At 52.2% G+C, this 24,572-nt stretch carries 26 protein-coding genes and 1 other RNA gene; 5 read left to right on the top strand and 22 right to left on the bottom strand.

Annotated features, from left to right (window positions below; translation table 11 throughout):
* Window position 1 precedes the first annotated feature (1 nt).
* Entirely contained in the window at window positions 2-901 is a 900-nt protein-coding gene (locus tag M4I36_RS05210) for a YihY/virulence factor BrkB family protein (RefSeq protein WP_258110819.1), read from the top strand.
* Here the strand turns inward: M4I36_RS05210 and M4I36_RS05205 are convergent.
* Window positions 884-1,489, bottom strand: coding sequence for an anti-sigma factor family protein (locus M4I36_RS05205; protein ID WP_258110652.1), 606 nt, complete (start codon window positions 1,487-1,489; stop codon window positions 884-886). The genes M4I36_RS05210 and M4I36_RS05205 overlap by 18 nt on opposite strands.
* A 309-nt stretch (window positions 1,490-1,798) precedes the next feature.
* On the opposite strand from M4I36_RS05205, the gene M4I36_RS05200 reads away from it, so the two are divergent.
* Window positions 1,799-2,158, top strand: coding sequence for a hypothetical protein (locus M4I36_RS05200; RefSeq protein ID WP_258110651.1), 360 nt, complete (start codon window positions 1,799-1,801; stop codon window positions 2,156-2,158).
* A 586-nt stretch (window positions 2,159-2,744) separates the two neighbouring features.
* On the opposite strand, the gene M4I36_RS05195 is transcribed toward M4I36_RS05200, so the two are convergent.
* Window positions 2,745-3,107 (bottom strand): hypothetical protein, encoded by a 363-nt coding sequence (locus M4I36_RS05195; protein ID WP_258110650.1) that lies wholly within the window; start codon window positions 3,105-3,107, stop codon window positions 2,745-2,747.
* Between the two features lie 419 nt (window positions 3,108-3,526).
* On the opposite strand from M4I36_RS05195, the gene M4I36_RS05190 reads away from it, so the two are divergent.
* Together M4I36_RS05190 and M4I36_RS05185 are read left to right on the top strand one after the other, a co-directional pair.
* Complete coding sequence (locus tag M4I36_RS05190) at window positions 3,527-3,769, top strand: DUF6199 family natural product biosynthesis protein (RefSeq protein WP_258110649.1); 243 nt, start codon at window positions 3,527-3,529, stop codon at window positions 3,767-3,769.
* Between the two features lie 78 nt (window positions 3,770-3,847).
* Entirely contained in the window at window positions 3,848-4,657 is an 810-nt protein-coding gene (locus tag M4I36_RS05185; protein WP_258110648.1) for an SGNH/GDSL hydrolase family protein, read from the top strand.
* 93 nt (window positions 4,658-4,750) lie between these two features.
* Here the strand turns inward: M4I36_RS05185 and rnpB are convergent.
* The 19 genes from rnpB to rpsU all read right to left on the bottom strand — a co-directional run bounded on the left by rnpB (window position 4,751) and on the right by rpsU (window position 22,009).
* Window positions 4,751-5,201, bottom strand: an RNA gene (rnpB, locus tag M4I36_RS05180) — RNase P RNA component class A.
* A 50-nt stretch (window positions 5,202-5,251) separates the two neighbouring features.
* On the bottom strand, window positions 5,252-6,115 hold the full coding sequence (locus M4I36_RS05175) for a tRNA (adenine(22)-N(1))-methyltransferase (RefSeq protein WP_258110647.1): 864 nt from the start codon (window positions 6,113-6,115) through the stop codon (window positions 5,252-5,254).
* A gap of 80 nt (window positions 6,116-6,195) precedes the next feature.
* A complete protein-coding gene (locus M4I36_RS05170; protein ID WP_258110646.1) occupies window positions 6,196-6,777 on the bottom strand; it encodes a YdcF family protein in 582 nt (193 codons plus the stop codon).
* Between the two features lie 102 nt (window positions 6,778-6,879).
* On the bottom strand, window positions 6,880-8,013 hold the full coding sequence (locus M4I36_RS05165) for an acyl-CoA dehydrogenase family protein (protein WP_258110645.1): 1,134 nt from the start codon (window positions 8,011-8,013) through the stop codon (window positions 6,880-6,882).
* Between the two features lie 202 nt (window positions 8,014-8,215).
* Window positions 8,216-9,385 carry an RNA polymerase sigma factor RpoD gene (rpoD, locus tag M4I36_RS05160; RefSeq protein WP_258110644.1) on the bottom strand — a complete coding sequence of 390 codons (1,170 nt, stop codon included), beginning with the start codon at window positions 9,383-9,385 and terminating at the stop codon, window positions 8,216-8,218.
* A complete protein-coding gene (dnaG, locus tag M4I36_RS05155; RefSeq protein ID WP_258110643.1) occupies window positions 9,382-11,295 on the bottom strand; it encodes a DNA primase in 1,914 nt (637 codons plus the stop codon). Before dnaG ends, rpoD begins: the two co-directional genes overlap by 4 nt.
* Before the next feature lie 343 nt (window positions 11,296-11,638).
* Window positions 11,639-12,484, bottom strand: coding sequence for a pyruvate, water dikinase regulatory protein (locus M4I36_RS05150; protein ID WP_258110642.1), 846 nt, complete (start codon window positions 12,482-12,484; stop codon window positions 11,639-11,641).
* Window positions 12,477-13,148 (bottom strand): transcriptional regulator CcpN, encoded by a 672-nt coding sequence (gene ccpN, locus M4I36_RS05145; RefSeq protein ID WP_258110641.1) that lies wholly within the window; start codon window positions 13,146-13,148, stop codon window positions 12,477-12,479. Before ccpN ends, M4I36_RS05150 begins: the two co-directional genes overlap by 8 nt.
* A gap of 143 nt (window positions 13,149-13,291) precedes the next feature.
* Entirely contained in the window at window positions 13,292-14,134 is an 843-nt protein-coding gene (recO, locus tag M4I36_RS05140) for a DNA repair protein RecO (RefSeq protein ID WP_258110640.1), read from the bottom strand.
* A gap of 43 nt (window positions 14,135-14,177) precedes the next feature.
* Window positions 14,178-14,312: a YqzL family protein gene (locus M4I36_RS05135; RefSeq protein WP_258110639.1), complete on the bottom strand. Its 135-nt coding sequence runs from the start codon at window positions 14,310-14,312 to the stop codon at window positions 14,178-14,180.
* Between the two features lie 128 nt (window positions 14,313-14,440).
* Window positions 14,441-15,343, bottom strand: a complete 903-nt coding sequence (era, locus tag M4I36_RS05130; RefSeq protein ID WP_258110638.1) for a GTPase Era — start codon at window positions 15,341-15,343, stop codon at window positions 14,441-14,443.
* 39 nt (window positions 15,344-15,382) lie between these two features.
* Entirely contained in the window at window positions 15,383-15,877 is a 495-nt protein-coding gene (locus tag M4I36_RS05125) for a diacylglycerol kinase (protein ID WP_258110637.1), read from the bottom strand.
* Window positions 15,878-15,907: 30 nt separating this feature from the next.
* A complete protein-coding gene (gene ybeY / locus M4I36_RS05120; RefSeq protein ID WP_258110636.1) occupies window positions 15,908-16,384 on the bottom strand; it encodes an rRNA maturation RNase YbeY in 477 nt (158 codons plus the stop codon).
* The gene (locus tag M4I36_RS05115; protein WP_258110635.1) at window positions 16,381-18,498 is read right to left on the bottom strand and encodes an HD family phosphohydrolase; all 2,118 of its coding nucleotides are present in this window, start codon (window positions 18,496-18,498) and stop codon (window positions 16,381-16,383) included. Before M4I36_RS05115 ends, ybeY begins: the two co-directional genes overlap by 4 nt.
* Before the next feature lie 58 nt (window positions 18,499-18,556).
* Window positions 18,557-19,537: a PhoH family protein gene (locus tag M4I36_RS05110; protein ID WP_258110634.1), complete on the bottom strand. Its 981-nt coding sequence runs from the start codon at window positions 19,535-19,537 to the stop codon at window positions 18,557-18,559.
* Window positions 19,538-19,557: 20 nt separating this feature from the next.
* Window positions 19,558-20,784, bottom strand: a complete 1,227-nt coding sequence (locus M4I36_RS05105; protein ID WP_258110633.1) for a sporulation protein YqfD — start codon at window positions 20,782-20,784, stop codon at window positions 19,558-19,560.
* Window positions 20,781-21,071, bottom strand: coding sequence for a YabP/YqfC family sporulation protein (locus tag M4I36_RS05100; RefSeq protein WP_258110632.1), 291 nt, complete (start codon window positions 21,069-21,071; stop codon window positions 20,781-20,783). Before M4I36_RS05100 ends, M4I36_RS05105 begins: the two co-directional genes overlap by 4 nt.
* A 288-nt stretch (window positions 21,072-21,359) precedes the next feature.
* The gene (locus M4I36_RS05095; protein WP_258110631.1) at window positions 21,360-21,806 is read right to left on the bottom strand and encodes a GatB/YqeY domain-containing protein; all 447 of its coding nucleotides are present in this window, start codon (window positions 21,804-21,806) and stop codon (window positions 21,360-21,362) included.
* 17 nt (window positions 21,807-21,823) lie between these two features.
* Entirely contained in the window at window positions 21,824-22,009 is a 186-nt protein-coding gene (gene rpsU / locus M4I36_RS05090) for a 30S ribosomal protein S21 (protein WP_258110630.1), read from the bottom strand.
* A gap of 158 nt (window positions 22,010-22,167) precedes the next feature.
* Here rpsU and M4I36_RS05085 point away from each other — a divergent pair, with 158 nt between their 5' ends.
* Window positions 22,168-23,106, top strand: coding sequence for a Na/Pi cotransporter family protein (locus M4I36_RS05085; RefSeq protein WP_258110629.1), 939 nt, complete (start codon window positions 22,168-22,170; stop codon window positions 23,104-23,106).
* Between the two features lie 18 nt (window positions 23,107-23,124).
* On the opposite strand, the gene deoC is transcribed toward M4I36_RS05085, so the two are convergent.
* Entirely contained in the window at window positions 23,125-24,507 is a 1,383-nt protein-coding gene (deoC, locus tag M4I36_RS05080) for a deoxyribose-phosphate aldolase (protein WP_258110628.1), read from the bottom strand.
* Between the last annotated feature and the right edge of the window lie 65 nt (window positions 24,508-24,572).

Below are 24,572 nucleotides of genomic sequence, written 5' to 3'. Positions count from 1 at the left end.
AGTGTATCACTTCGGACGACACGTTGTCACTCTGACTTTAAGAGGAAACGTTCTGGTTTACGCAGCCGTTTTGGCCTTTTTTGCTTTTTCGTCAATTATCCCTGTCTTGCTCCTTATCCTTTATCTTGCGTCTAAATTCATGCCGGACCAATATGTGATGCATTACCTTGAAGGAGAATTGCAATCTTACTTTCCCGACGTTCCAAACATACACAATCTACTCGCGACCAACGTGCAGAGACTCGCGAAACTCGGATCTGAAGTACGCCTATACAGCATCATCGGGCTTGTTTGGACGTCAACGGAAGGATTTCTTTCGCTTCAACAGGCGCTTGATGCTCTGGCGTTCACCAAAACTAGGCGTTCCTTTCTCAAGCAGTACCTCGCATCTTTTGTATTGGTTGGCATATTCCTTATAGGAACCGTTGCCGCCGCCTTTGCTGATGCGGTAGTTCAGTCTACCCACAATATTTCGCCCAATGTCAGCGCGCTGCTCTCCACAACTGCGGCAATTTCTTTCCCTCTCTTTTTGTTTCTGTCCTGCGTTCTTTGCTATCGACTTTTGCCATCGCAGACCTTTTCGATTCGTTGGATTGCCGTCGGCGCCCTCTTCACCACCATCAGTATCTATGTGTCGCGTTACGCATTTTTTATTTACGCCAAGCACTTGGGCCAGTATCAGTTAATATATGGGACTCTCACGTTCATCATGCTGCTCGCCTACTGGCTTTACATCGTGAGTTTCTTGTTTTTGTTTGGAGGAGTATTAATGGTAGTCCTAGAAGACAGCACATCCGACCATCCGCCGTCCCCAAGTGGAAGAAAGGGCATAAAAGACGAAACACAAGTAGACACTTTGCGAAAGAGGAATAGGAACACGCGCTTAGGCATCCATGGATGAGGTCGGAGCAATCACTGCACCGTGTGTATTGCCCTCGAGGGGCGAAACTTGGGGTAGGGTCAAGCTGTTGAAGTGGCTCAAATGAGCACGGACCGACTGTTCTACTTGCTCACTCACCAAGTGCGCGGAAGATGCGACTCTCTCGACCATTTCTCGCCCTTCACCGTGCGGCAATGCGGCCAATACCGCCGCAGCTGCCGCGAGCATAGCGACCACTTGACGAAAGCGTGCAGGCGAAAGCACCCACTTCTTCCGGCCAACTGTCGGTTTTATAGAAGACTTAGTGGAGATGACAGAACGTTCGGTCTTGTTATTCGAATACCCCGAAATCGAGACTACGTCTGCTCGCTTGGTCATTTCACCAGAGGGGGCACCTGATGCGTGACTCTCCTCTGCACCACCGGCAAGTGCTGCGTCTTCTCTCAACCAATCCCGATATTGCTCATACTCGCGACACTCTGCTTGACAGGCCGCACACTTGCGAAGATGGCGTTCAAATCGCTTCTTTTCCATCTCGGACAGTTCATCCAAAACATATTTCAGGCAGACAGCACACAGTTTCGCCTGCTCACGCATGCTTTCCTTCACCTCATTAGATTCTCCATACCAACTCAGGTAGGTCAAACGTCAACGCAATCCGCGACCCCATAACCGAAACACACACATATTTTCCGCGAATCCGCGCAAAACATTCATCTAAATATTCACGATTCATGAACGAGAGACAAAAGAATGGACTACAAACGATACATGCTTCGATTATAGAGAACAATGGACGATTGAACAACAACTTGTGCGGAAATTTTTTCTACAGAATCTAATGATGATACTATTTCAGTTCGTCAACTGACCCATTTGATGCATAGTCTGCTTTACCGCCGGCAAGGAGGAGAGCGAATGAACGAACAGCCGATTCAAGGTTCATCCGTCAAGGAGCGATGTATCGTGGGGATCCAAGAACTCCTCGACAGAGTGAGCAGGCACCTCAGTCCAGTGGAAAAGTTTGCATTGGACCGGGGGATACAATTACTCTATCCACGTTTACTGGAGCGTATCCGGTCTGCGCAGGTCGAGGATGTGGAGTCAGAATTGACCTATCTCCGAGATTTGCTCAACCGCATCTTACCAGCAGGAGAGAACATAACTGAAGACTCTACCGTGGCGTCCAATGCGCTCCCAAAACCGACTAAATTTTCTTCGAAGCGACGACAAAAAGCAGGACAAAAAAGACGTCATCGACGCATACGCCGACGGTAAGTATACGTCCCACCTCTCATGATTATTGTTGATTCACGCGAACGACGTCGCTCTAAGGCCCACAACATCGGGCTTGTCCGCAACCACATCCAAAGCATTCTCGCCGCCGCTAGGTCGGTCGGCGAGAATGCTTTGACGGTTTAATATACGGGGGTTGTGGTGCAAGTCGTCGTTGTGAACGGAACGAGCAGAATGAACAACACGAAGATGATAAGGAACACTACTGCCCAGCGAGTATAGCCGCCAAATGCGCCGCCATCGTACATAGTTACGTAACCTCCTCCATGTCATGTTCGGTGTCTGGAGAGGCGCGCAAACTTACTGCACGCCACATCATTCACTCACTGATTCCGAAACAACTCAATATTGAGCTGCTCCATAACCTGGGACGAGCAAGAAGAACAAGACGAAGATGATAAGAAACACCACTGCCCAACGAGTATAGCCTCCAAATGTACCCACGTTGTCTTCCTCCTTTACGTTTGACCTGCCTCATCGTATTCCAAACCGCACTGCATGCGGTCGCGACAAGAGCCCGATTGTCGATAAAACATTCTTCCCGGTGTCTGGAGCTTTACGTGGTTTTTTACCAGGCCCACAGTCCAAACAGGGCAAAAATGATTAAAAATGACACTGCCCACCGCGCATAGCCATAACCATACGGTGCTATTCCCTGCATAGGAGCCGCTCCCCGCCCAGCACCCGGATAGGCTCCGCGAGCAACGGGACCTCCCCAAGCAAGCTCTACATCCAACGATTGAGTCTCTGGTCCTATGTCGTCTTCAGAGAGAGAACAGATTTGAAACTGTGGCGGTACATATCGAATGGGAGAGACAATAATGGCTTTGTCTCGAGTCACTCGTTCGATAACACCGTGATGAAGGCCATACGGCGTCCTAAAGCGCACCGGCTGGCCAATGAGTCGGGTACATTCCGCTTGACTGCACATTGCACACACCTCCGTTCTGCGTGCTTCCATAGTAGATTCGACGAATGTTCGATGTCCGCTCTTTCAGATAACGTCGGAACTGCTACCAGCGACGTCCTTCATCGTATGTATTCTGACGTCCATGCGTTGGAGATAATTGCCTATCCGCTCGACAACATAGGCAAGCGCTCCTTTCCCACTTTCTCAGAAAAGGGACGGGAACCACATGGGGATGCGGCGCAGGGAACAAAGTCGAATGTGATGTCACTCCCTTCTGTGCGCATGGCCGCGAAATTTTGCAAGTCGACATCATATTCTAGAGAAACTCGACAGTAGAAATCCGACTTCCTTATCGTCTCCGTTCGATACTGGTTGGGTCCTCAGCACATGTGTGGTAGCATGGTCAAAGACATCGCACATGCGGCGAGGAGGACATTGACATGCAGGCAACCGCGGGTGCAAGCACATCGCTAGGCATCCATCTCTTGCAGATTTTATTTTTTGTTCTTTGGTTTGGCGTAGCCATCACGAACCTGATTTACCCTCGGATTCTGTGGAAAATCACACAAGGGTGGCGCGCTCGCCAAGAGCCTCCGAAAGTTTTCTTTCGAATTCGCCGGATGTGGTCTGTCCTGATGATTTTGATGGGCATTGGCCTACTGTTTTCAACGCGCGGATTTTAGACTTTTTTGGGAGAATTGACTCAATAGAGTTGAGTCCATCGTGAGGACTCCGTAAGGAACTTCATGGAGGGGTTTTTCGTGGAGCGATTCGGATATCTCGCACTGGGAGATTCTATCACTGTTGGACGCGGTGCTTCAACGAGAGACCGCGCTTATGTGAAACAGATATACACGCACTTAACCAGGAAAAGCGCAGCAAACCGAATGCTCGTGGTGGCGAAAGAAGGATGGACGAGTACGCACCTGCTACATGCGGTTCAACAACTATCTCCAACGGTGTGGAAGCAAACAAACGTGGTCACTGTCCTGACCGGCGGAAATGACGTTCGCAAACTTTTGCGTGGATTCCTCGTCCATCACTACTTTCCAATGGTGGAGAGTCCGTTAAACGACACATCCTTAGCGCCAATTCTTCAAAACTTCTCAAATAACATTCGACAACTATGTCAGACGATTCGCCTCCATGGCGTTCCCCACGTATTTTTGTTCGGCCTTTACAATCCGGCTCCGAACTATCCGTTTGCAGTAAGGGCCATCGGTGCCATCAATGAATGTGTCACGACGGTAGGAGAAGAATTTGATTTTCCTTGTCTTGCACTGGACCGCAGTTTCGAGAAAAGGTCTGCCGAATTCATCGAAGGATATCGCCACGGAGTCTTAGAGGACTTGGTCAGCCCAATGGGCCGTCCCATCCATCCGACGGACGCTGGACATGCTCATATTGCGAAAATCTTCACCGAACAATTTGACCAGCGCGCGAGCCTAGACAAAACGAAACACGTTACCCAGTTGCGTTCATCAGGAAAAACAAAACACCAAAAACAGCAAAGTTCATCCTTCCCGAATTTGCCTTTGGGCAAAACACAGCGTCAAACAAGCGTTCACTGACCGAGTTGGAATGAACGGGAGGATGAATCCAGCAGAGATTGGCTCGTAAAACGCCAATCCCCCACAAGACTGTTTCCTTGTGGGGGATTGATTCGGAGAAGCAAGCCTGTAAGCCGAGTTCTGTGCTCCTGTGCTCCAAGCGGCAGGTCCGCAAAATCCGATAAGCAACTCGCTCTCGGTCATTTCACCCGTCTGCCTCGCACGAATGGAGTGGCAATCATCTATCTAGGCCAACTGTTGCCAATTGGCTCAAGCAACCTACCCGAGTGCGTGGCGGGCCACCACGTGCGCACTCCTATCCGGTCTTGCTCCAGGTGGGGTTTACCTAGCCAACCCGTTCCCGGGTTGCTGGTGCGCTCTTACCGCACCGTTGCATCCTTGCCTGTGTGCCGGCATTGCCGACACCATCGGCGGTCCTCATTTCTGTGGCACTGTCCCTAGGATTGCTCCCGCCGGACGTTATCCGGCACCCTGCCCTGCGGAGCTCGGACTTTCCTCCCGTGCAGTCTTTCGACCGAGCACCGGCGATTGCCCAGCTTGCTTCCACCGCGTAGTTTCCACAGTATAGCGCGTGTAGCCCTGAAGCGGCAAGCCCTAGTTCGCTGGAGAATCTGGTCGTACCGATCCATCGGAACATCGATCACGCTGCTCCAGCCAGTCGCTAGCCACCTCAATTTTCTGACGGAATTCGGCCTCGCGCCCATTCTTGAAGGGTTCTTTCGCAGATCTGAGAGACCTCAGAATTCGCCGCCATGACACAATTTCCTGCTCGACCCATAACCGCGTGATAGCGTCTCCCCGCCTAAGATTGAGCGGTCCGAAACGCTCAGCAAACCAAACCCATGCAGGAGAAGCCGTGAACGGTGCGTAGAGCGGATCGCTCAGAGAATCTTCGCGAGGAACCAAGCAGTCAGCCCGTGAATTCGCCGCATGGGAAACACGCGATGCGGCTATTAATTCGTAAATTCGCTGCTTCTCGTGCAACACTGCCTCATCCACGAGTACAAAACCAACGGTCCGCAACCAATGGCGCAACGGTCCAGAGTCACTCATCGGCTGCAGCAACAAGCACGGCAAGTTCTCCACGACGCGAGGCGAACGTTGAAAAATTTCAAGCATCGTGGATCCACCCATACCAGCCAGCACCGCGACGGAGACTTCCCCAGGGGCAACGGTGCAAAGGCCATCTCCGTGGCGAACATCGATAAGGTGCTGGAGCCGTCGGCTTTCCACGTTTTTCTTTGCCACCGTCAAGGGACCCTCTGCCACTTCCGACGCAATAACGAAAGGACTGATACCGGACTCAACCAGATACAGAGACAGTAAAGCATGGTCTGCGCCCACATCGACAACGCGGCTGTTCATGGGTACATGGTTGGCCAGCCAGAGAAGCCGCGAAGACAACGAGCTTAAGGGCGTCTTGGATGCGCTATAGGACAACTCTTCGCAATGTGACAAAATGGTTGTACCTCACTGACTGCAAAAGGATGCTTTCTACTCGCCGTGGTCTGACGGGTAACTCGCCCGTCCTCTCATCACTAGACAAGCGGGGTTTTGCCTTGCAACGTGTATTGAATGCGGGCTAAAACTTCGCGCATGGCAAAGCGCTTTTCGCGCGACCCGGATGGCGCCGGACAGCCGCTCACATCGATGTGTAGACGACGTGCCACCGCGAGGGCTCTCGGCAAGTGATAATCGCTCGTGACAATAATCGCGGTTTGAAATCCAAGCTGGCGCATCAACGCAGAAGAATTCCGGATGTTCTCCCATGTGTCTACCGAAGCACGTTCCTCAAAAATGACATTCGAAGGAACTCCGTTGATGATTAGAAAACGCTTCATGGACTTCGACTCCGTCACCGTTTCGTCGTCGCCACGCCCGCCGCTGACAATCAAGGCGCGAACCAAGCCTTGGCGGTACAACTGCAGCGCTACATAGAGACGCTTCGTCAGCGGAGGCGAGGGATGATAGCCATCCGTATAGGCGCCAAGAACAATGCCGACATCGGCCGGAACAGGAATCGCTCTGTTGCCCCGCGCTATGAGCAACTCCCCACTGCGGCGAAGCAAGAGATATAGGGAAACGGGAACGACGGCCACAAAGAGAATCCCTGTCCACATCGTCACATCTCCCTCCGTTCCTTGGCAACCAGCGCACTCCATAAGAAGAAGACTGCCTGCGACACACGGTGAACGACGGAACCAACGGCTGGAAACGACTTGTCAGCAACCCAACTGACGGGCAATGACGAGTCGTTGCACCTCTGAAGTACCTTCGCCGATTTCAATAAGCTTCGCATCGCGAAGGTGACGCTCAACTGGGTATTCCTTCATGTAACCATTCCCGCCCAAAATTTGAATGGCATCCAAACACGTCTTGGTGCACATCTCAGATGCAAACAACTTTGCGTACGACGCTTCTTTGGTGTATGGGCGTTTCATATCGTACATCCAAGCCGCCTTGTAAACCGCATTCCTAGCCAAGTCCAGATGCATCGCCATGTCTGCCAGCTTGTTCGAAACGGATTGAAACTTAGAAATCGGTTTCCCGAATTGCGTCCTCTCTTTACTGTATGAAAGTGCAGTATCCAAGGCTGCTTGAGCAATGCCAACAGCCAGTGCCGCAATGGCCACGCGACCGTTATCGAGCGTCGACAAAAATTGGCGGAACCCTTTGTGCAGAGGGCCCAGTAAGTTTTCCTCGGGAATCCGCACATCTTCTAAAATCAGTTCGACCGTGTTCGATGCACGCATCCCCATTTTATCGTACGCCTTACTGACTGAAAATCCTTTCGCGCTCGTCGGCACGATGAAGGCACTGATGCCGCGCGACTCCTTATCCGTGACAGCCGTCAAAACCACAAATTTTGCGTAGCCGCCATTAGTATTGTATATTTTTGTCCCATTCAAAACCCATTCGTCACCGTCTCGTTTGGCCGTAGTGCGTGTTCCACCTGCGTCCGATCCGGCACCAGTCTCGGTCAACCCAAACGACCCGAGAGCTTCCCCTTTTGCCAGTGGCACTAAATATTTCTGCTTTTGCTCCTCTGTGCCAAAGTGCAGTATCGGCATACAGGCGAGTGAGACGTGCGCTTCAAAGCTGAGAGCTGTCCCGGCACACGTCTGTCCGAGTTCCTCCAATGCCAAACAATAACTCAAAAAGTCTGCCCCGCTGCCGCCGTATTCTTCAGGAATAGGCAGACCCAAAAACCCCAGTTTGCCCATTTTTTCAAACAATTCAATAGGGAATCGTTCGGTGCGGTCCAACTCTGCGGCAATTGGAGCAATTTCTGCTCGTGCAAACTCCCGGACAGTATCACGAATCATTTTCTGTTCAGACGTAAAATCAAACTCCACTGGTACTCCTCCTCTTTCCCTTCAAAGAGATTATATCGATTTCTCGAAAACGCTTGCAACCTGCAGAATCCGACACCATTTGCCAAGCAGGATGTGATAAGCTAGAAAACAAATCGGCGCCGAACAAAAGACCAGGGCGCTCCCGACGGGTTCGCCCTAGTGTCATTGATGCAGATGCAAGCCACAGCAATGCGCTGTTTACTTATTCCAAGAAGTCCTTGAGCCGCTTGCTGCGACTGGGATGACGAAGCTTGCGCAATGCTTTCGCTTCAATTTGACGGATGCGCTCGCGCGTCACGCCAAAAACCTTCCCGACTTCTTCGAGTGTTCGCGTGCGGCCATCGTCTAAACCAAACCGGAGCCGCAGGACATTTTCTTCGCGTTCCGTCAAGGTGTCGAGCACGTCTTCCAACTGTTCCTTGAGAAGTTCATACGCCGCAGCATCCGCTGGTGCTGGTGCCTCATCGTCTGGGATAAAGTCCCCCAAGTGAGAGTCGTCTTCTTCTCCAATGGGTGTCTCCAACGACACGGGCTCTTGAGCAATTTTTTGAATCTCTCGGACCTTATCGGCAGTCATTTCCATTTCCGCCGCAATCTCTTCCGCAGTTGGCTCACGTCCGAGTTCTTGCAGCAGTTGTCGAGAGATGCGAATCAACTTGTTGATAGTCTCCACCATGTGCACCGGAATGCGAATGGTTCTCGCTTGATCGGCAATCGCTCTGGTGATGGCTTGGCGAATCCACCACGTAGCATAGGTGCTAAATTTATAGCCTTTGCTGTAATCAAATTTCTCTACCGCTTTGATAAGGCCAAGATTGCCCTCTTGAATTAAATCGAGAAACAGCATTCCGCGCCCGACATAGCGTTTTGCGATGGATACCACCAACCGGAGATTCGCTTCTGCCAGTCGCCGTTTTGCTTCTTCGTCGCCCTCTTCAATGCGCATCGCCAGTTGAATCTCATCTGCGGCGGAGAGTAGCGGTACTCGACCAATTTCCTTAAGATACATGCGAACAGGGTCGCTGATTTTGATGCCAGGCGGCATGGTCAAATCGTTCAAATCAAAGGCTCCGTCGGAGTCATCACTCTCTAACTCGGCGCGCCCCGGCCCCTCGTCGACTTCTTCTTCGTCTCCGAGTTCGCGCGCCTGCTCCGTCTGTCGCTCATTCACCACTTCGATACCATGCTCTGTGAGCTGATCAAAGAACTCATCCATGGCATCGGTCGACATGGCGAATTCCGCCAGGCGATTGCCAATTTCATCATACGTGAGCCAACCGCGTTTCTTACCGAGATCGACCAAAACTGCTTTGGCCGACTGCAACAGGCGAGTGGACTCTTCATCGCGAAGTTTGTGATCGGTTGCTTTCATCTCGTCCTGGCCTCCTGACCCCCACTTGGCGGATGATGTCCAGTATGGGGTGACTTTAGAGCCTCCATCTCGCGCAGCAGCGCATCGACCTGACTCTTTATCTCCGTTACCATTTCGGTCTCTCCAGCAATTTGCGCTGAGATTAAATGACTCACCGCATTTTTATACTGTGTCTCTAGTAAGTACGCCCGCACTTTGCGCACGTAGTCCGCCAAGAGGATTTCGTCGTACTCGGGAAGTTCGTCAAGCACCAGAGCCGAAGCTAATTTCCGCACATCAGGACTGTCGATTTCATCGACAAACGTGGATAAGCTGATACGTACTGTCTCTGCACGCCACCCACACAACATGGCCAACAATGCGGTTTGTTCCGGTGTAGCCAGTTCATCCAAGTCGTACGCCTCTATGAAAGCGAGTGTCCTGGCATCACTCATCAACATTTGCAAGATACGCTGGCCTGCTTCAATAAACCCTTTTGGCAAAGGTTGCGTTTTGTTCTCCTGCGACTGTCGATGCGACATCTTGCGCTTCTGCGATTTCTTCGCGACGAGATGCATTTCTTCCTTCAAAGATTCCATCGACAGCTCAAATTCCTGTGACAAATTTCGCAACTCTGACTCTGCTTCAATAGGCGTCGCTCGATCCGCTACGACCTCCATCGCCTGTCTCAAAAAAGCGGTTCGCCCTGCTGGAGACAGCAAATCGGATTCCTGACGCAAGCGGCGCAAGAGAAATTGCAGTGGCGTCAAGACATACACCGATACCTCTCGAACAAAAGCCGCTTTGCCGTGAGTCCGAATGTACTCGTCTGGGTCTAGACCACCCGGCAATTGGACAATTCGCACCTCGAGTTCTGCTTCCTCGAGTATGTCGAGAGCCCGGCGAGCCGCAGCAATCCCGGCCGAGTCTCCATCGTAGACGACCACGACAGTGTCACAATCACGTTTCAACAAGCTGGCCTGCTCAGGCGTCAACGAAGTGCCCATCGTGGCCACAACGGCTTCCAAACCTGCCTGTTTCGCCGCAATCACATCCATGTATCCTTCCAAAAGATACGCTTGGCGCTTGCGACGGATAGCTTTACGAGCGTCAAAATGATGAAACAGCGTGACGCTCTTACGAAACACAGGTGTCTCTGGGGAATTTAGATACTTGGGTTTCGCATCTGCAGCTAATGCACGACCAGCAAAGGCGACCACCTGACCACGCACGTTCGTGATGGGGACCATCAGTCGATGTCGGAAACGGTCTACAAAGCGGCCACCCACTTCTACGACCAGGCCAGCCGTCTCCAACTCCTCCATGGTGAACCCACGGCGCTGTAAAAAGTTCATCAGGACATCTGCCTGCTTTGGTGCATAGCCTAATTGAAAAGACACAGCCGTGGAGCGAGAAACTTCTCGACGATTCAAATACGCAAGGGCTTGCGCTCCAACGTCTGAATTCATTAGAATATGAGCATAGAACTTCACCGCAAGTTCATTGGCAGTCCGTACTCGCTCAGCCAACTCGGTCTTCGCTACTTCACCCGATGTATGGTTGAAGCCAACGGGCAACGAAAGATTGGCTCTCACAGCTAACTTTTCCACAGCTTCCGGGAACGAAATTCCCTCAATGTCCATTACAAAGCGAATGACGGTTCCCCCTGCGCCGCATCCGAAGCAATGAAACATTTGGCGTTCCGAGGACACTGACATGGACGGTGACCGTTCATTGTGAAACGGACACAGACCAATGAAAGAGCGCCCTGTTTTGCGCAGCTGCACATGTTCTGAGATGAGGTCGACAATATCGACACGCCGCCGCAGTTCCTCCAAAAACTCTTCGGGCAACCGCTGCAAACAAACCACCCACTCTACGGCGCTGGCTTCTTGATGATTAAGCTGCGCGCGCTTGAACGCTGCACTCATCGAATAGTATTCTACAAAGAGCGATACATTTCCTCCTTCGACACAAAAATCAACACGGCAGGCCGCCCGCTCTCACGAGTACCTTGTCCCCCTGGTAACGCCTAGACAATGCCCTGTCTTTCCTTTACATATCGTCTAGCATGGTCAGTCTATTTGACAACTATGCCCACTGCGCATAAAAAATCAAAAGGACGCTGGCTCTATGCCAACATCCTACCTACTAGCCCACAGCGCAAATGGCATTGAACGTTACCGCATCGAGTGCTCACTGTGCGTCAACCATGCATCGCAGGGACCTATCAGTGTCATTCGACCACACCGTAGTAAACGCGCCATCGAAGCATCAATGTTCTTGCAAAGACTTCGTGTCGGGTCTCGATACCAAATCCAAAATCAGATGTGCAGTTTCTTCAACCGCGCGGTCGCTCACATCAATGACCGGACAGCGAAGTCTCTCCATGACTCGATGTGCGTAGTCCAGCTCCTCGGCGATGCGCTCTGGACTCGCGTAGCTTGCATCCGCTGTCAAGCCGAGTGCCTTCAGTCTCGCCTGGCGGATGCGGTTGAGTTCCTCCTTGCGGATGGTCAGTCCGACAATGCGATGTGGCGCTTCTAAGTGAAACAATTCTTCGGGCGGCGCAACTTCCGGAACGAGAGGAACATTGGCCACACGCATCCGTTTGTGTGCGAGATACATGCTCAGAGGAGTTTTCGAAGTTCTCGAAACACCGACGATAATAATGTCAGCCTTCTCCAATCCACGCGGATCTCGACCGTCGTCATATTTGACCGCAAATTCGATAGCATCCACTCGACGAAAGTAGTCAGCGTCTAATTGATGGACTAACCCCGCTTTTAGATGGGGCGGATGACCGACGAGCTGCTCGAACGCACTGACCATCGGACCCATGATGTCGACTGCCGCCACTTTACGCTCCGCTGCTAGGCGCAGCATGACTTCACGCAGCCTAGGCACGACAATGGTATACGCAATCAACGCATTTTCTTCAACCGCGCGATCGACCGCCTCCATCAGAGCTTCTTCCGTAGCCACGTGCGCCACCCGACGCAAGAGAACCTGTCCGCCGTTGAATTGGCTAGCTGTCGCTCGCACCACTGCCTCGGCAGTCTCTCCGACGGAGTCTGACACTAAGTAGACAATTGGACCCACAGAATCCACCCTATTCATCCTCCAATTCCAGCGTCTGCGAACCTCGCGCGATGGCGCGCGGGCCTTGCCCCAGTTCGACGAATGCACGTGTAATGGTGGTCTTCGAAACACGGCCCAGTACTTCCAGACCAACTTCTGAAGAGCGAACCACTGGCAGCGAATCAATTTCATGGAGAACCATCAGCGATGCCGCTTGAAAGAGCGACGCTTCAAGTTCAATCGATATCACATGAGGAATTCTCGTCATAGCGAGATTGACTGGTATTTTTTGCAGTTCACCGCCACTGATAGCAACTTTTAAAAGGTCTTTGCGAGAGACTACGCCTTGCAGCAATCCGTCTCGTGCAATAATAATCGTTCCGACATCTTCCATAAACATGGTAACAATCGCATCATAAACTGTACTTTTGTCCGACAGTACAACAGGCACCGACTTATAGTCCTGGACGCGCAGAGAGCCGAGAACCGTCATCAACTCACTGTGCATCGGCACTCCACTATAGTAATAACCCACGCGGGGCCGTGCCTGCAAAAATCCAGCCATCGTAAGCACCGACAAATCTGGACGCAAAGTGGCTTTGGCAACCGATAAGGTCTCCGCAATCTGCTCGCTGGTGATAGGGCCACGATGCTTCACCAACTCCACAATCGCAGCCTGACGCTTTGTCAATTCGATGAACATCACGACCTATCCTATAAGTTTGCGATCTCGTCCGAACCTACCGACCCCGCCGTATTCCTCTTCTCTGGTCAGATTGCCAAGTGTATTCAGTATAGCGAAATTCATGCGTGGATGCATGGCTCAGCCGAGTCATGGCCAGTCCGTTAACTTCCGTTTACCTCGTCCCCACCGCGTGCATCAACAGAAGAGTCACCTGAAGGAGAATCCCATTCTCCGAACGACCGTAAAATCTCTTCCAACACTTTTCCCGATTTCGGAGAGATGCCAGCGTATTCGGAAAGTTGCAGGCGGAGAACTTGGCGAAGCAGGCGGATCGTAACTGGAGACAACCGCAACTGGCCCAATTGTGTATAAGGAACTTTATCCATCGCGTCAATCACCTGCATCACCTTCCCGGGAACCTCCATGGAGCGCAGGATGGGCAGTTTCAAGAGACACTGACGGCAAAAAAAGGCTCCCCTCGACACAACATAGCCAACCGACGGCTGCTCCATTAGCGCGTTACCGCACTCTCCGCAGAATTCATAGGATGGATTCGCCCCAACCAGGCGCAAAATTTTTATCTCTAAGAAGCGGGCCAGCGCCCCCAATCTATCTATCTCCGTCTGGGTATCTGCGTCAAGGCGCGTCAACAGCGCGTCCAAGAGTACAAAGGCATCCCGTCCCCCGTCTGGATAGGGAGGGGCAGCTGCTCCAGCGAGATCACAAAAATAGGCGGCGTAAGCCGCCTTGTCCAGAGACTCGTGGATACCTCGATGCGAATCCAGCACCTCCGCCTGAAGAACGGTCGCCATGCCCGAGCCGCGACGAATTGTAAAAACCGCCTTCGCACACATGGCGGTGGCAGCACGCAGGCGACTCTGCGGTTTTTTAGCCCCTCTCGCCATGGCCGATAGAGACCCGGCCTCTGTCAACAGTTGCAACGTTGTATGAGATTCTCCATAAGGTCGACTACGCAAGACGATGGCTGTCACATTTTGCTGCACCGGTATCCACGCCTCCACTTTCGCGGGATTGAACAAAAACGAGTCAATGCAAAACCTGTTCATCCGTCTCCAAGGAATCTTCGTCCACTTCCTCGTCTTCGTCCTCCAACGTTCTGTACAGCATGTATGCATCAATGTCCCCAGTCAGCGTAAAGACCTTCCACGTAAAGTCTCGCAACCGAACTCAACTCCTTTGTTGTCGGGTCTCGTGTCGGAAAGCGCCTACCTCTTTACTTAGGGTCTCGTTCGGCCATACCGATATACTATGAATCGGCTGGGAGAGCAGTGTGTGCCAACCCACCAACGCTATTCTGAAAGCCCGATGCGGCGAAGCATTGAGGGCTCATTGCGCCAATCTTTCTTCACCTTCACCCACAGTTCCAGAAACATCCGCATACCAAGCAGACGCTCCAATTCATGCCGCGCAAGTTCTCCCACGCGTTTCAGCATGGCGCCGTCTTTTCCAATCAGGATGCCTTTTTGGCTCGTACGCTCGGTGTAGATGATGGCGTTGACGTAAAGCGTACCATTGCTGCGCCGCTCCATCGACTCTATGTCGACCATGATGGAATGAGGAATTTCCTCGCGAGTCAGGTGGAGAACTTTTTCGCGAACCATTTCGGCAATGATAAATGCTTCTGGGTGATCCGTCACCATCCCATCCGGATAATATTTTGGCCCGACCGGAAGTGCTTCAACAATCAACTGAACCAATTCGTCCAACTGTGTTCCCGTCAATGCGGAGACGGGAATCACTTCTTGAAACGAACGCGCTTTATGATAAGACGCAATCAGCGGAAGCAACTGCTCTTTTTTGATACGGTCTACTTTGTTCAACACCAAATAAACGGGTGTGGTTACATCCTTCAGCAGTTCTAAGACAGGAGCATCTTTGTGAATGCCACTTTCCGTCGCATCAACCACCATCAGGACGACATCCACTTCTTGTAACGTTTGAAGAGCCGCATCCATCATGCGCTCGCCGAGAAGATGCTTCGGTTGATGAATCCCCGGCGTATCAATGAAAATGACCTGCGCGTCAGAGCGGGTCATAACTCCGCGTATAGCGTTTCGAGTCGTCTGAGCCCGGTTCGACATAATGGCAACTTTTTGTCCAATCAAATGATTCAGCAGCGTCGACTTCCCGACATTTGGGCGCCCCACAATGGCGACGAATCCGGAACGAAATGAATCCATCGAATGTTCCATTCGTACATCCCTCCACCACTTCTTTAGTCTTCACACCCATCAGGCAGAGTGGCTGTTCTGCGTGCGCCCAAACACAGAAGCCCGCCACCAGGCAATCCATGCAGCGAGATCGAACCCACCCATCAAAGTCATACTCTTCCAGCGGACGTGAACGAGAACATTGACGTGCCATGGCCAGTTAGCGAGCGCTAGATAAAGTGCGACCATCAGGGCTGCCGCAGATACCACGAGGACCGCACCCGCTGCCGCATCTTTCGCTTCTTTCGCAAGCGGATGACGCTGATCCCCAGCAATTAAATCAATCGAGGCTTCGACGGCTGAGTTGACCAGTTCCATGCCGATAACCGTTCCCGCAGCGACGACTCCTAGCGCAGTTTCACCAAGCGGAGGCTGAATTACGACATCAAATGCAGTCAAACACTGGAGCAACGCGAAATGAATGCGCAAATTCCGCTCTTTCTGCATATGCGATATCACACCAAGCCACGCATACCCTAACGAGCGATGAAAAGGAGCCCTCTTTTTAGGTTCCAAGGCCGCAACGCCCTCTCTTCCTGTGGGCTCTTAAACCCTGCGCGCCAACGATAGACGCTCTAATATTTTTTCCTGAAGAGCAAACATTTCCGTTTCCTCTTCAGGGGTTTCGTGGTCATACCCAAGCAGATGTAAAAACCCGTGTACAAGTAAAAACGCAAATTCCCGGGCGACCGTATGGCCATATTCTTCGGCCTGTCGAACTGCAGTCGGTGCAGACACTACGATGTCTCCCAGTAGGACTGGTTCCTCAGGAAGCCCCCCCATGGATTCACCTTCCAGCTGAGAGAACGACAACACATCCGTAGGCCTGTCCACGTCTCGAAATTCACGGTTCAATTGATGAATTCGAGAATCATCGACCACTAGTACCGAAACTTCTCCACAGACTCCCAACTCTTCGCCTGCAGCAGCCAAGACAGAAGCAACAAATTCTTCTTTTAAATTCCATCGTTCAAGTGTAGTCACCTCAAAGTCACAGACAACCGTACACCGATTTTCGCTCACTTCGCCACTTCCTTACGCAGTTTATCGATGTCTGGATATTCGATGCGCGAGTGATAAATTCCCTTCAACGTTTTCATAAACGCCGAAACCATCACGTCCAAATCTTGCAGTGTCAAGTCGCATTCATCCAGCTGCCCGTCCTGCAATCGGTCGCGAATGATCTTTCGAATGACACCTTCCACCCGATTGGGAGTTGGCCTAGCCATGCTTCGCACAGACGCTTCGACCGCGTCGCAAATCATAACAATCGCACACTCGCGCGTTTTCGGCTTTGGTCCGGCATATCGATAGTCATCCACTTTCACTGTTCCATTTTTATCCTGTTCTTTAGCCTTGTTGTAAAAGTACCATAGAATCGTTGTGCCGTGATGGGTAGCGCAGATGTCTTGAATGGGCTTAGGTAAGCCAGCTTTAACTTGCATTTCCAGACCATCGCTGACGTGTGACGTGATAATCAAATGGCTGAGACTCGGAGCAATTTTTTCGTGCGGGTTCTCTTTCGTCATTTGGTTCTCAACAAAAAACATCGGACGCCGCGTCTTTCCGACATCGTGGTAGTAAGCACCAACACGACAAATGAGCGGATCTGCCCCCACCATTTCCGCAGCCGCCTCGGCCAAGTTTCCTACAATCAAGCTGTGATGATACGTTCCGGGTGCTTCCAAGAGCACTTTGCGCAGCAATGGATTGTTTGGATTCGACAATTCTAACAGTCGAATGGCCGTCAAAAGTCCAAAGGTCGTCTCAAAGAATGGGAGAATCCCCATTACCAGGACTGCACTCAAGACACCGTTCAACAAGGCAAATCCACTGTGTACGAGAAATTCATGAAACGAGGCTCCGTTGTCCATTTGCATCAAGTGCATGGCGACCACTGTCAAGAGATTGACCCCAGATACGAAAAATCCAGCCCGCATAAAGGTACCTCTGCTTGTCACCTTGCCAACGCTGTACGCCCCCACCAACGACCCCACGAAGCTGAACAAGACGTATTCAAACTGAAATCCAAGCGCTGCGGCGACGAGAAATGAAAAATAAAAGGACGTCACGACGGCAAGCGACGCATCCATCATGACGGCGACCAACATAGCCCCGAGCGAGATGGGTAACAAAAACGGAATAGACGATGGGCCACCTGCATCTACAACGCCTTTGGTCAGTGCGATGAGCACCGAAATCAAAACGAAGACCAAGAGCAAAATTAAGAGCATCAAGTTATCAAGACGTCGCCGCCGGTCCCTGCGTTCAATGTAGGCCGCTAACAAACCAATTGAGAGCGCCACAAACAACGCAAAACCGAAGACCATTCCATAATCGGTCTGACCACTGTACAGTCCGACATCTTTCAACCGACTTTGAACATTCTTCGTGATGATTCCATACTTCGTAACAATGACTTCGCCCTGATGAATCATCACTGGCGAGACACTCTTCGCTGCTGCGGCCCGCGCTGCATCGGTCGCGCTTTGCTGATAGACCATGTTGGGGTGAAGTACGCTTGTAACGACATTCTGCACGATGAGCCGCGAGACTCGGTTCAGGTCGTAATTAAGCATCTGCCGGTCCACCAACAAGCCCGCCTGCTGCAGAGACTCTGGATAGAAAGGAACGCTGAGCAAGTCTTTTACAATACGTTCGGACACGCTCTGCAAAATCCCGATTTCCTCCGGCGTAAATCCAGAGAGCGCTTCCAGCGTGGATGGTGAGACACCACGGGGGGCCAGAGCCTCTAGCGACTCCAATCGTTGACTGGCCGTCATGCTTTTATCAGACACATCTTGAACAGCCGTGGAATACAGCTGGTCGACTTGCTGCAACGCAGTTGCCTCCACCTGCGGAGACTGCTCGTACTGCTTCGGCACACGGTCCATCGCTGCTTGCTTCGCAGCCTTCGTCGCTTGCGTATCAACCGTGGTGATGGGTGAACGAATGGTGACAGGGCTGACCTGACCTACGGCCAAGTGGTAACGAGGCGGGAGCACAGACGACAGCAATATGAGATACACAAACGCAGCCAACAAGACGTATAGCAAGACGCGAATTCGCCTCGAGGAACGAAACTCAGGGTTGTCCAGCAGCTTCCGGACAACCTGATACCACCGCGATGTGGCCATTCACAAATCTCCTTGTCTTGCATAGATACGGGGCTACTGTGCGCGCCCACAAAATGAGTCAGTCGGCAGGATGTAGTGTGTCTGCATGTGCTTCATAAGCTTCAATGATGCGTTGAACCAGATGGTGGCGAACCACATCCTGCGTAGAAAAATGATGAAATGCGATGCCTGGAACGTCCGCCAAAACACGAATTGCTTGAACCAATCCCGACTCCTTACCATACCCTAAGTCAATTTGCGTAATGTCACCCGTAATGACCATTTGACTCCCAAATCCCAAGCGCGTCAAGAACATCTTCATCTGCTCGACGGTCGTGTTTTGGGCCTCATCGAGAATGACGAAAGAGTCGTCCAATGTCCTCCCGCGCATGTACGCGAGCGGAGCGACTTCAATATTCCCACGCTCAAGTGCCCGCTGAACCTGCTCCAAGCCGAAAACGTCATACAGTGCATCATACAGTGGCCGCAGATACGGGTCGACCTTCTCCTGCATGTCGCCCGGAAGAAAGCCTAACTTCTCTCCTGCCTCCACAGCTGGACGAGTCAGGACAATCCGCTTGACATCGCCTCGGCGGAGCGCCATGACGGCCATCGCCACCGCCAAATACGTCTTACCGGTACCTGCGGGCCCAACACCAAACACAACTTCCCGTTGACGAATGCTCTCGACATATTGGCGTTGACCGAGTGTCTTTACCCGCACTGGCTTTCCTTTGAAGGTGGTAGCTATCTCGGTCGTATATAAGGGAACTAACTCGGCCAACTCATCCCGCTGAGCCAATTCGATGGCGTATCGATAATCACCGTGCGACAGATGCACTCCCAAGTGAACCAATTGTGTCAACACACGAAGTAGTCCCATTAATCGGTCTAGGTCCTCAATCGGACCCGCGAACGAAAGTTCTGTTCCGCGCGTGGTCAACCGCGCATCAAACGATTCCTCTAACAATTCTAGTAAATAATCGTTGGTTCCCAGAACGGCAACTGCTTCCTCATTGTTGGCAAACGTCCACTTCCGGACGGATACTCCAGTGGTCAACCGCAGACCCACTCCCTCACTTAGCCTCGAACGCTATCGGATTCTTTCTTCGTGGTCTCAGCTGGTATAGGAGCAGGCGCCCCAATATCCTCTTCCACCTTTGTGAGAATGGTCTCATATAGAGTACCATGCCTCAGTTGTCGATGTAAAACAATTTGGCTGAGAATTCGACTCTCTTCACTGGTTAGGGTACGCACGTCTGCTGCAGCCAAATGGCGCGCCACCTCACGCGCTCGGCGCTCCGATTCCAAAAGAACGGCGGGTTGCACTTCATAGTCTCGAACTTCCACCCATTGCACCGGCAAACGCTTTCCTAATATCTCCCAATCCGTTTCCTGTTCACGCCTATAAGTTGCTCGATAGCGCACAGCTTTGAAACCCCACACGCGGATTCTCAACCCGGCCAGAGAAACATACTCTCGTTGAACAAACTCCCCTGACAGTTGCGCATGCGCCACTTTCAGCGGCACTTCCACTTCCGAATTGTACCAAACTTCTCCGAGCACTTCGCCCCCAGCAGGAACCTGCACTGCACCGTCCCCCAGCTGTCCTGTGATGGCAACCTGCCCAGCGCGCACTAATTCTCCCGACTTTACCAACGCGGTGCCACGAGTTGCATGGACAGCCAGAATGACCGCTGGCTTGGTAACGATAATATTGGAGGGTTGATGGGCGGTAGCCTTAGGCGACTCAATGCGCGGAATCACTTGTAGATGGGCTACCGAACCGTCCACACGCACACCGACCCAGGCTACGTCGCGGGATGAATCGAGAATGCTTTGTTGCAATTGAGACAGAGGTGAGAGGGAACGTTTCCAAACTCCAACTCGTACCCCCGCATCCGCTGCCGTCGTTGTGACTGATTCTGCAACCTCCGCACTCGGGGCATTCACATCCACGCGCCAAATCATCTGAGAGGCGAGATAGAGTAGTATGACGAACAGTCCCGCTCCGACCAACATGGCCCTTCGCTGTGCCCATCGGCGCAGTGTGAACAACCCCCCGAAACGACGGACAATTCGAAATTTCACATGTTCTCTCCGACAAAGCGCATACACCGCAGAAAAATCGGACAATCGAATCGTAATTTCAAGATAGGGTCGCCAAACAATCTGCTCCAACACAACACCCTGCTGTTGCAGCAGTGCCACCATGATATCTGCGCGCTGACCGCGCAGACGGAGCGTCAACTTGGCAGCCTTGTACCAAGGCGACTGGTGTAAACCGATACCAGAGCGCCACCTCATGGTGTCTCGCTCCTGACATATTCGAGACGAGTGACATGCCCCCTCAGATGGAGTTCGGACTCTGTCACAAGCAGCACTTCAAACGACTCGCCAATGATTCTCAATCGTCGATCTCCAAGGTCACATAAGACTTCATCCACCGATACGTGCAAGAGCTTGCGAAGATGCTCGACTATTACTTCCGTGCCATCGACGCACGTCACCCGGTGCGACTTTAGCAACGCATCGGGGGGTAACGATAGCCAGTCGGTGGCCGTGTGTTTGATTTTTTGAGTCCAGTTTGGCACGCCATCATCCCCTTCAGCATGGACATTACCAGAGTATGTCCATGCTCCTGGAGGTAGCACTAAAACCGGAATGCCTTCTCACCCCGCAGGGCATGCGAGTTCAAAAAACGTAACCAACGTTCATAGCGTAGTCCAGTCACAGTCTATGATGAAAATGCAAGTCAGACGCTTAAGCCCTTTTCGCAAAAAAGCTGAGGTTCCATAAAGCGGAACCCCAGCCAGGATGAAATCCATATTTTACAAGGAACAGTGATACGGTGGCCGAACGGGACGGATAATGGCTCGGAATCAGGACGACAGAAGATTCGCCACTACGTTCTGGACCAATTTCCCATCCGCACGCCCGCGGACTTCCGGCATTAACAGTGCCATGACTTTCCCGACATCCGCTTTGCTGGAAGCGCCAACTTCATTCATGATGCGCTCCGCAATCTCTTGAATCTGTTTTTCCGTCAACTGTTCCGGAAGGTATTCTGCCAACACAGCCATCTCCGCTTGCACTTCCGTCACCAAATCGGAACGTCCTGCCGATTCAAACGCCTGGAGGGAGTCTTTGCGTTGTTTTAGTTCGCGGTTTACCACCGCTAACACATCTTGTTCCGTGAGGGCAGAGCCCAATTCTATTTCGCGGTACTTGACCGCCGAGCGAATCATTCGGATGACGGAGAGACGAACCTTGTCCTTGTCTTTCATCGCTTGTTTCATATCTTCCGCAAGGCGAGCGGACAAGTCCATAGACTACTCACACACCCTTAAAATGTTTTAGAACGGTTGTTCTTTCGGGCCGCTTCGGACTTTTTCTTGCGGGCCACACTCGGTTTTTCATAGTGCTTCCGTTTGCGAACTTCCGCCAAGACACCGTCCCGGGCCGTCGCTTTTTTAAAGCGGCGAAGCGCGCTGTCCAAAGATTCGTTTTTGCGAACCTTAATATCGGACATCTTCTTCCCTCCCTCCGGCACGAAGCAATGACGTATCAGGCGTATTATAGTATAGCGCTTTTTCACGTGTCAAACACGGAATGGACGCACCGCGACGAAAAAAAGCAACATGTCCACGTCCCCCTATGCATAGTTTCTTTCAGAATGGGGGGGACTACATGGCGACTCATCTCCTCATCGCCACATTGGCACTGGTCGCTTTTCTAGCAGGTCTGCACTATATGCGCAAAGGACTCGAAGGCATGATGGCTGGCCGCATTCATCTTTGGATTGACCGTTTGGTCCATTCTCCGACACGAGGCATTCTATCTGGAACTATAGCCACCGGCTTTCTCCAAAGTAGCAGTGCGGTGACGGCGATTGCTGTTGGCTTGGTATCCAGTGACAGCATGACGTTCCGCAGCGCATTGGGGCTGGTTCTCGGAGCCAACGTCGGATCGACCATCGCTCCTCAACTGCTTCGCTTCAATTTATCTCTGCTCGCCATTCCAGCGATGTCTCTAAGCATCATCGGATTGGTGTCACGCCAACAGAAATGGCGCGCTCCGGCTGTAGCATGCGCAGGATTGGCAACGATCGTCCTCGCTCTCGCAGAATTGGACCACGCGCTCGCTCCACTGAGCCACGAGCCGTTCTTCCTCGGTCTCCTCACACACGGGACGGGCAACTTACTCATGGCGATGGGTTGTGGTGCACTTGCCAGCGCCGTCATTCAATCGAGCACAGCCACAACTCTCGTCACGATGAGCCTTGCCAACGATCACTTGCTGACGGTGCAAGGCGCCGTCGCCATCGTACTCGGAGCGAACATCGGCACGTGTTTGACTTCCGTCATTGCTGCCATTGGACAAAACAAGGGTGCACAGCAAGTCGCATTGTCCCACGTATTATTGAACGGTCTGGGCGTCGCTCTGGCGCTACCCTTTATCCCTGTCTTCGCACACACCATGTCGGGCACGACACTCCTGCCAGCGGCCATCGTCGCCAATGCACACACACTCTTTAATCTTCTCTGTACACTTCTCGTCTGGCCCTTTGTCTCGCAATACGCCCATTTCGTCGAATGGTTACTGCCAAACCGCGAAACGACTTCGTAACTCTCGGTCCACAGGTCATTATTTTCCCAATCCAGGGAGTTGCAATGACGAGCTGGTGCCGATGCGACTTGCCCCAAATTGGACAATTCGCGCCGCCGCTAGCGCTGTGCGAATCCCCCCAGACGCCTTGACTTTGCCTCCTGCCGGCCTCGCCAGCACATACATGGTCAGGACGTCCAACCAAGTGGCGCCACCACGGTGAAATCCGGTGGACGTCTTGACGAAGTCTGCCCCTGCCGCCATGGCTACAAGGGTTGCCTTGGCAATTTGGTCTAGAGACAGAGCACTAGCTTCCAAAATGACCTTGACGACGATCTCCTGCTTGGTGGAGCGCACGAAGTGGACAAGTCTCTCTACAGACGTATAGAGCGAACGGAAGTCATCCTCCCGCATGTCCCCAAAAGGTGCAACCATGTCCAGTTCTTTAGCGCCCCTAGCGATGGCCGCGCTCGCTTCGAAAACGAGTTCGTCCGACCCGCCCGCGCCATGGGGGAATCCTAAGACCGTGCAAACCAACGGCAAGTGTCGAGACAGGCTCTGCCGAGCGAGCGAGACAAACCGTGGCGAAATGCAGACACTGTAAAAATTGTGACGTATCGCATCAGAACACAAACGCAAGACTTCTAAAAATGACGCGTCAGGTGACAAGAGCGTATAATCGACCAAACGACACAATTCCTCGGTCTGCGGAAGATTTAAAGGAACTTGTGAGAGTGCATGAGCTGCAGCGGTCGAAACTGAAGCATCTGCATCTCCAGAGATGAGTGCAACCCGGCGCTCGTATTGGTCTAAGATGTCCGGATAGACCAAGCGCATTTCGTCGAAAGTGACTTCGAGGAAGTCTGTCAGATGTCTACGCAGGTCGTCCGTCAGCACGGCAGCGGGATCGACCGATTCATCAAACTTCCCTGAGTTGCGGAACTCTTGAATCCACGGCATCAGTCTCAGCAGAGCGTCGACCTTTCTCAACACAAAATCCCAATTCGCATATCCTCTGTCCTGCTGAGCGGCGAGCGCCTCTGACAACGGCACGAAGACTGCCGACTGGACCTCCTCCATCTGTGCAACCGGACTTAGCTCTTTGTCCAAGGGCTCCATCAAAAACAATCGAACAGTCTTCATGGTGCTGCGGTTGTTTCGATTCAATCGATACTGCACATGTCCGAGAGGCGCCAGCACCTGGGCCTGGATGCCTGTCTCCTCCGCAACTTCGCGAATCGCCGCCTGTTCCCAAGTTTCACCCGCCTCCAGGTGCCCTTTGGGAAAACTGATATGGCCATATTGGTCTTCAATCATCAAAACTTCTGGTGTCTGGTCACCACGGACCACAATGCCTCCAGCGGCGTACTCCACTTCAAGAGCTTCTCGCTCTTTCAGCACATCGTCATTCTCGACCATCATCGCACTCCTCCTCGACCACTCCACAACGATGCTATCTCACTACTCTATCACACTACCCCTTGTGC

The sequence above is a fragment of the Alicyclobacillus sp. SP_1 genome (assembly GCF_024706985.1).
GTDB lineage: Bacteria > Bacillota > Bacilli > Alicyclobacillales > Alicyclobacillaceae > Alicyclobacillus_I.
Note: the sequence above shows the minus strand (reverse complement) of the source record. Positions and strands in the feature narration are given on the sequence as shown.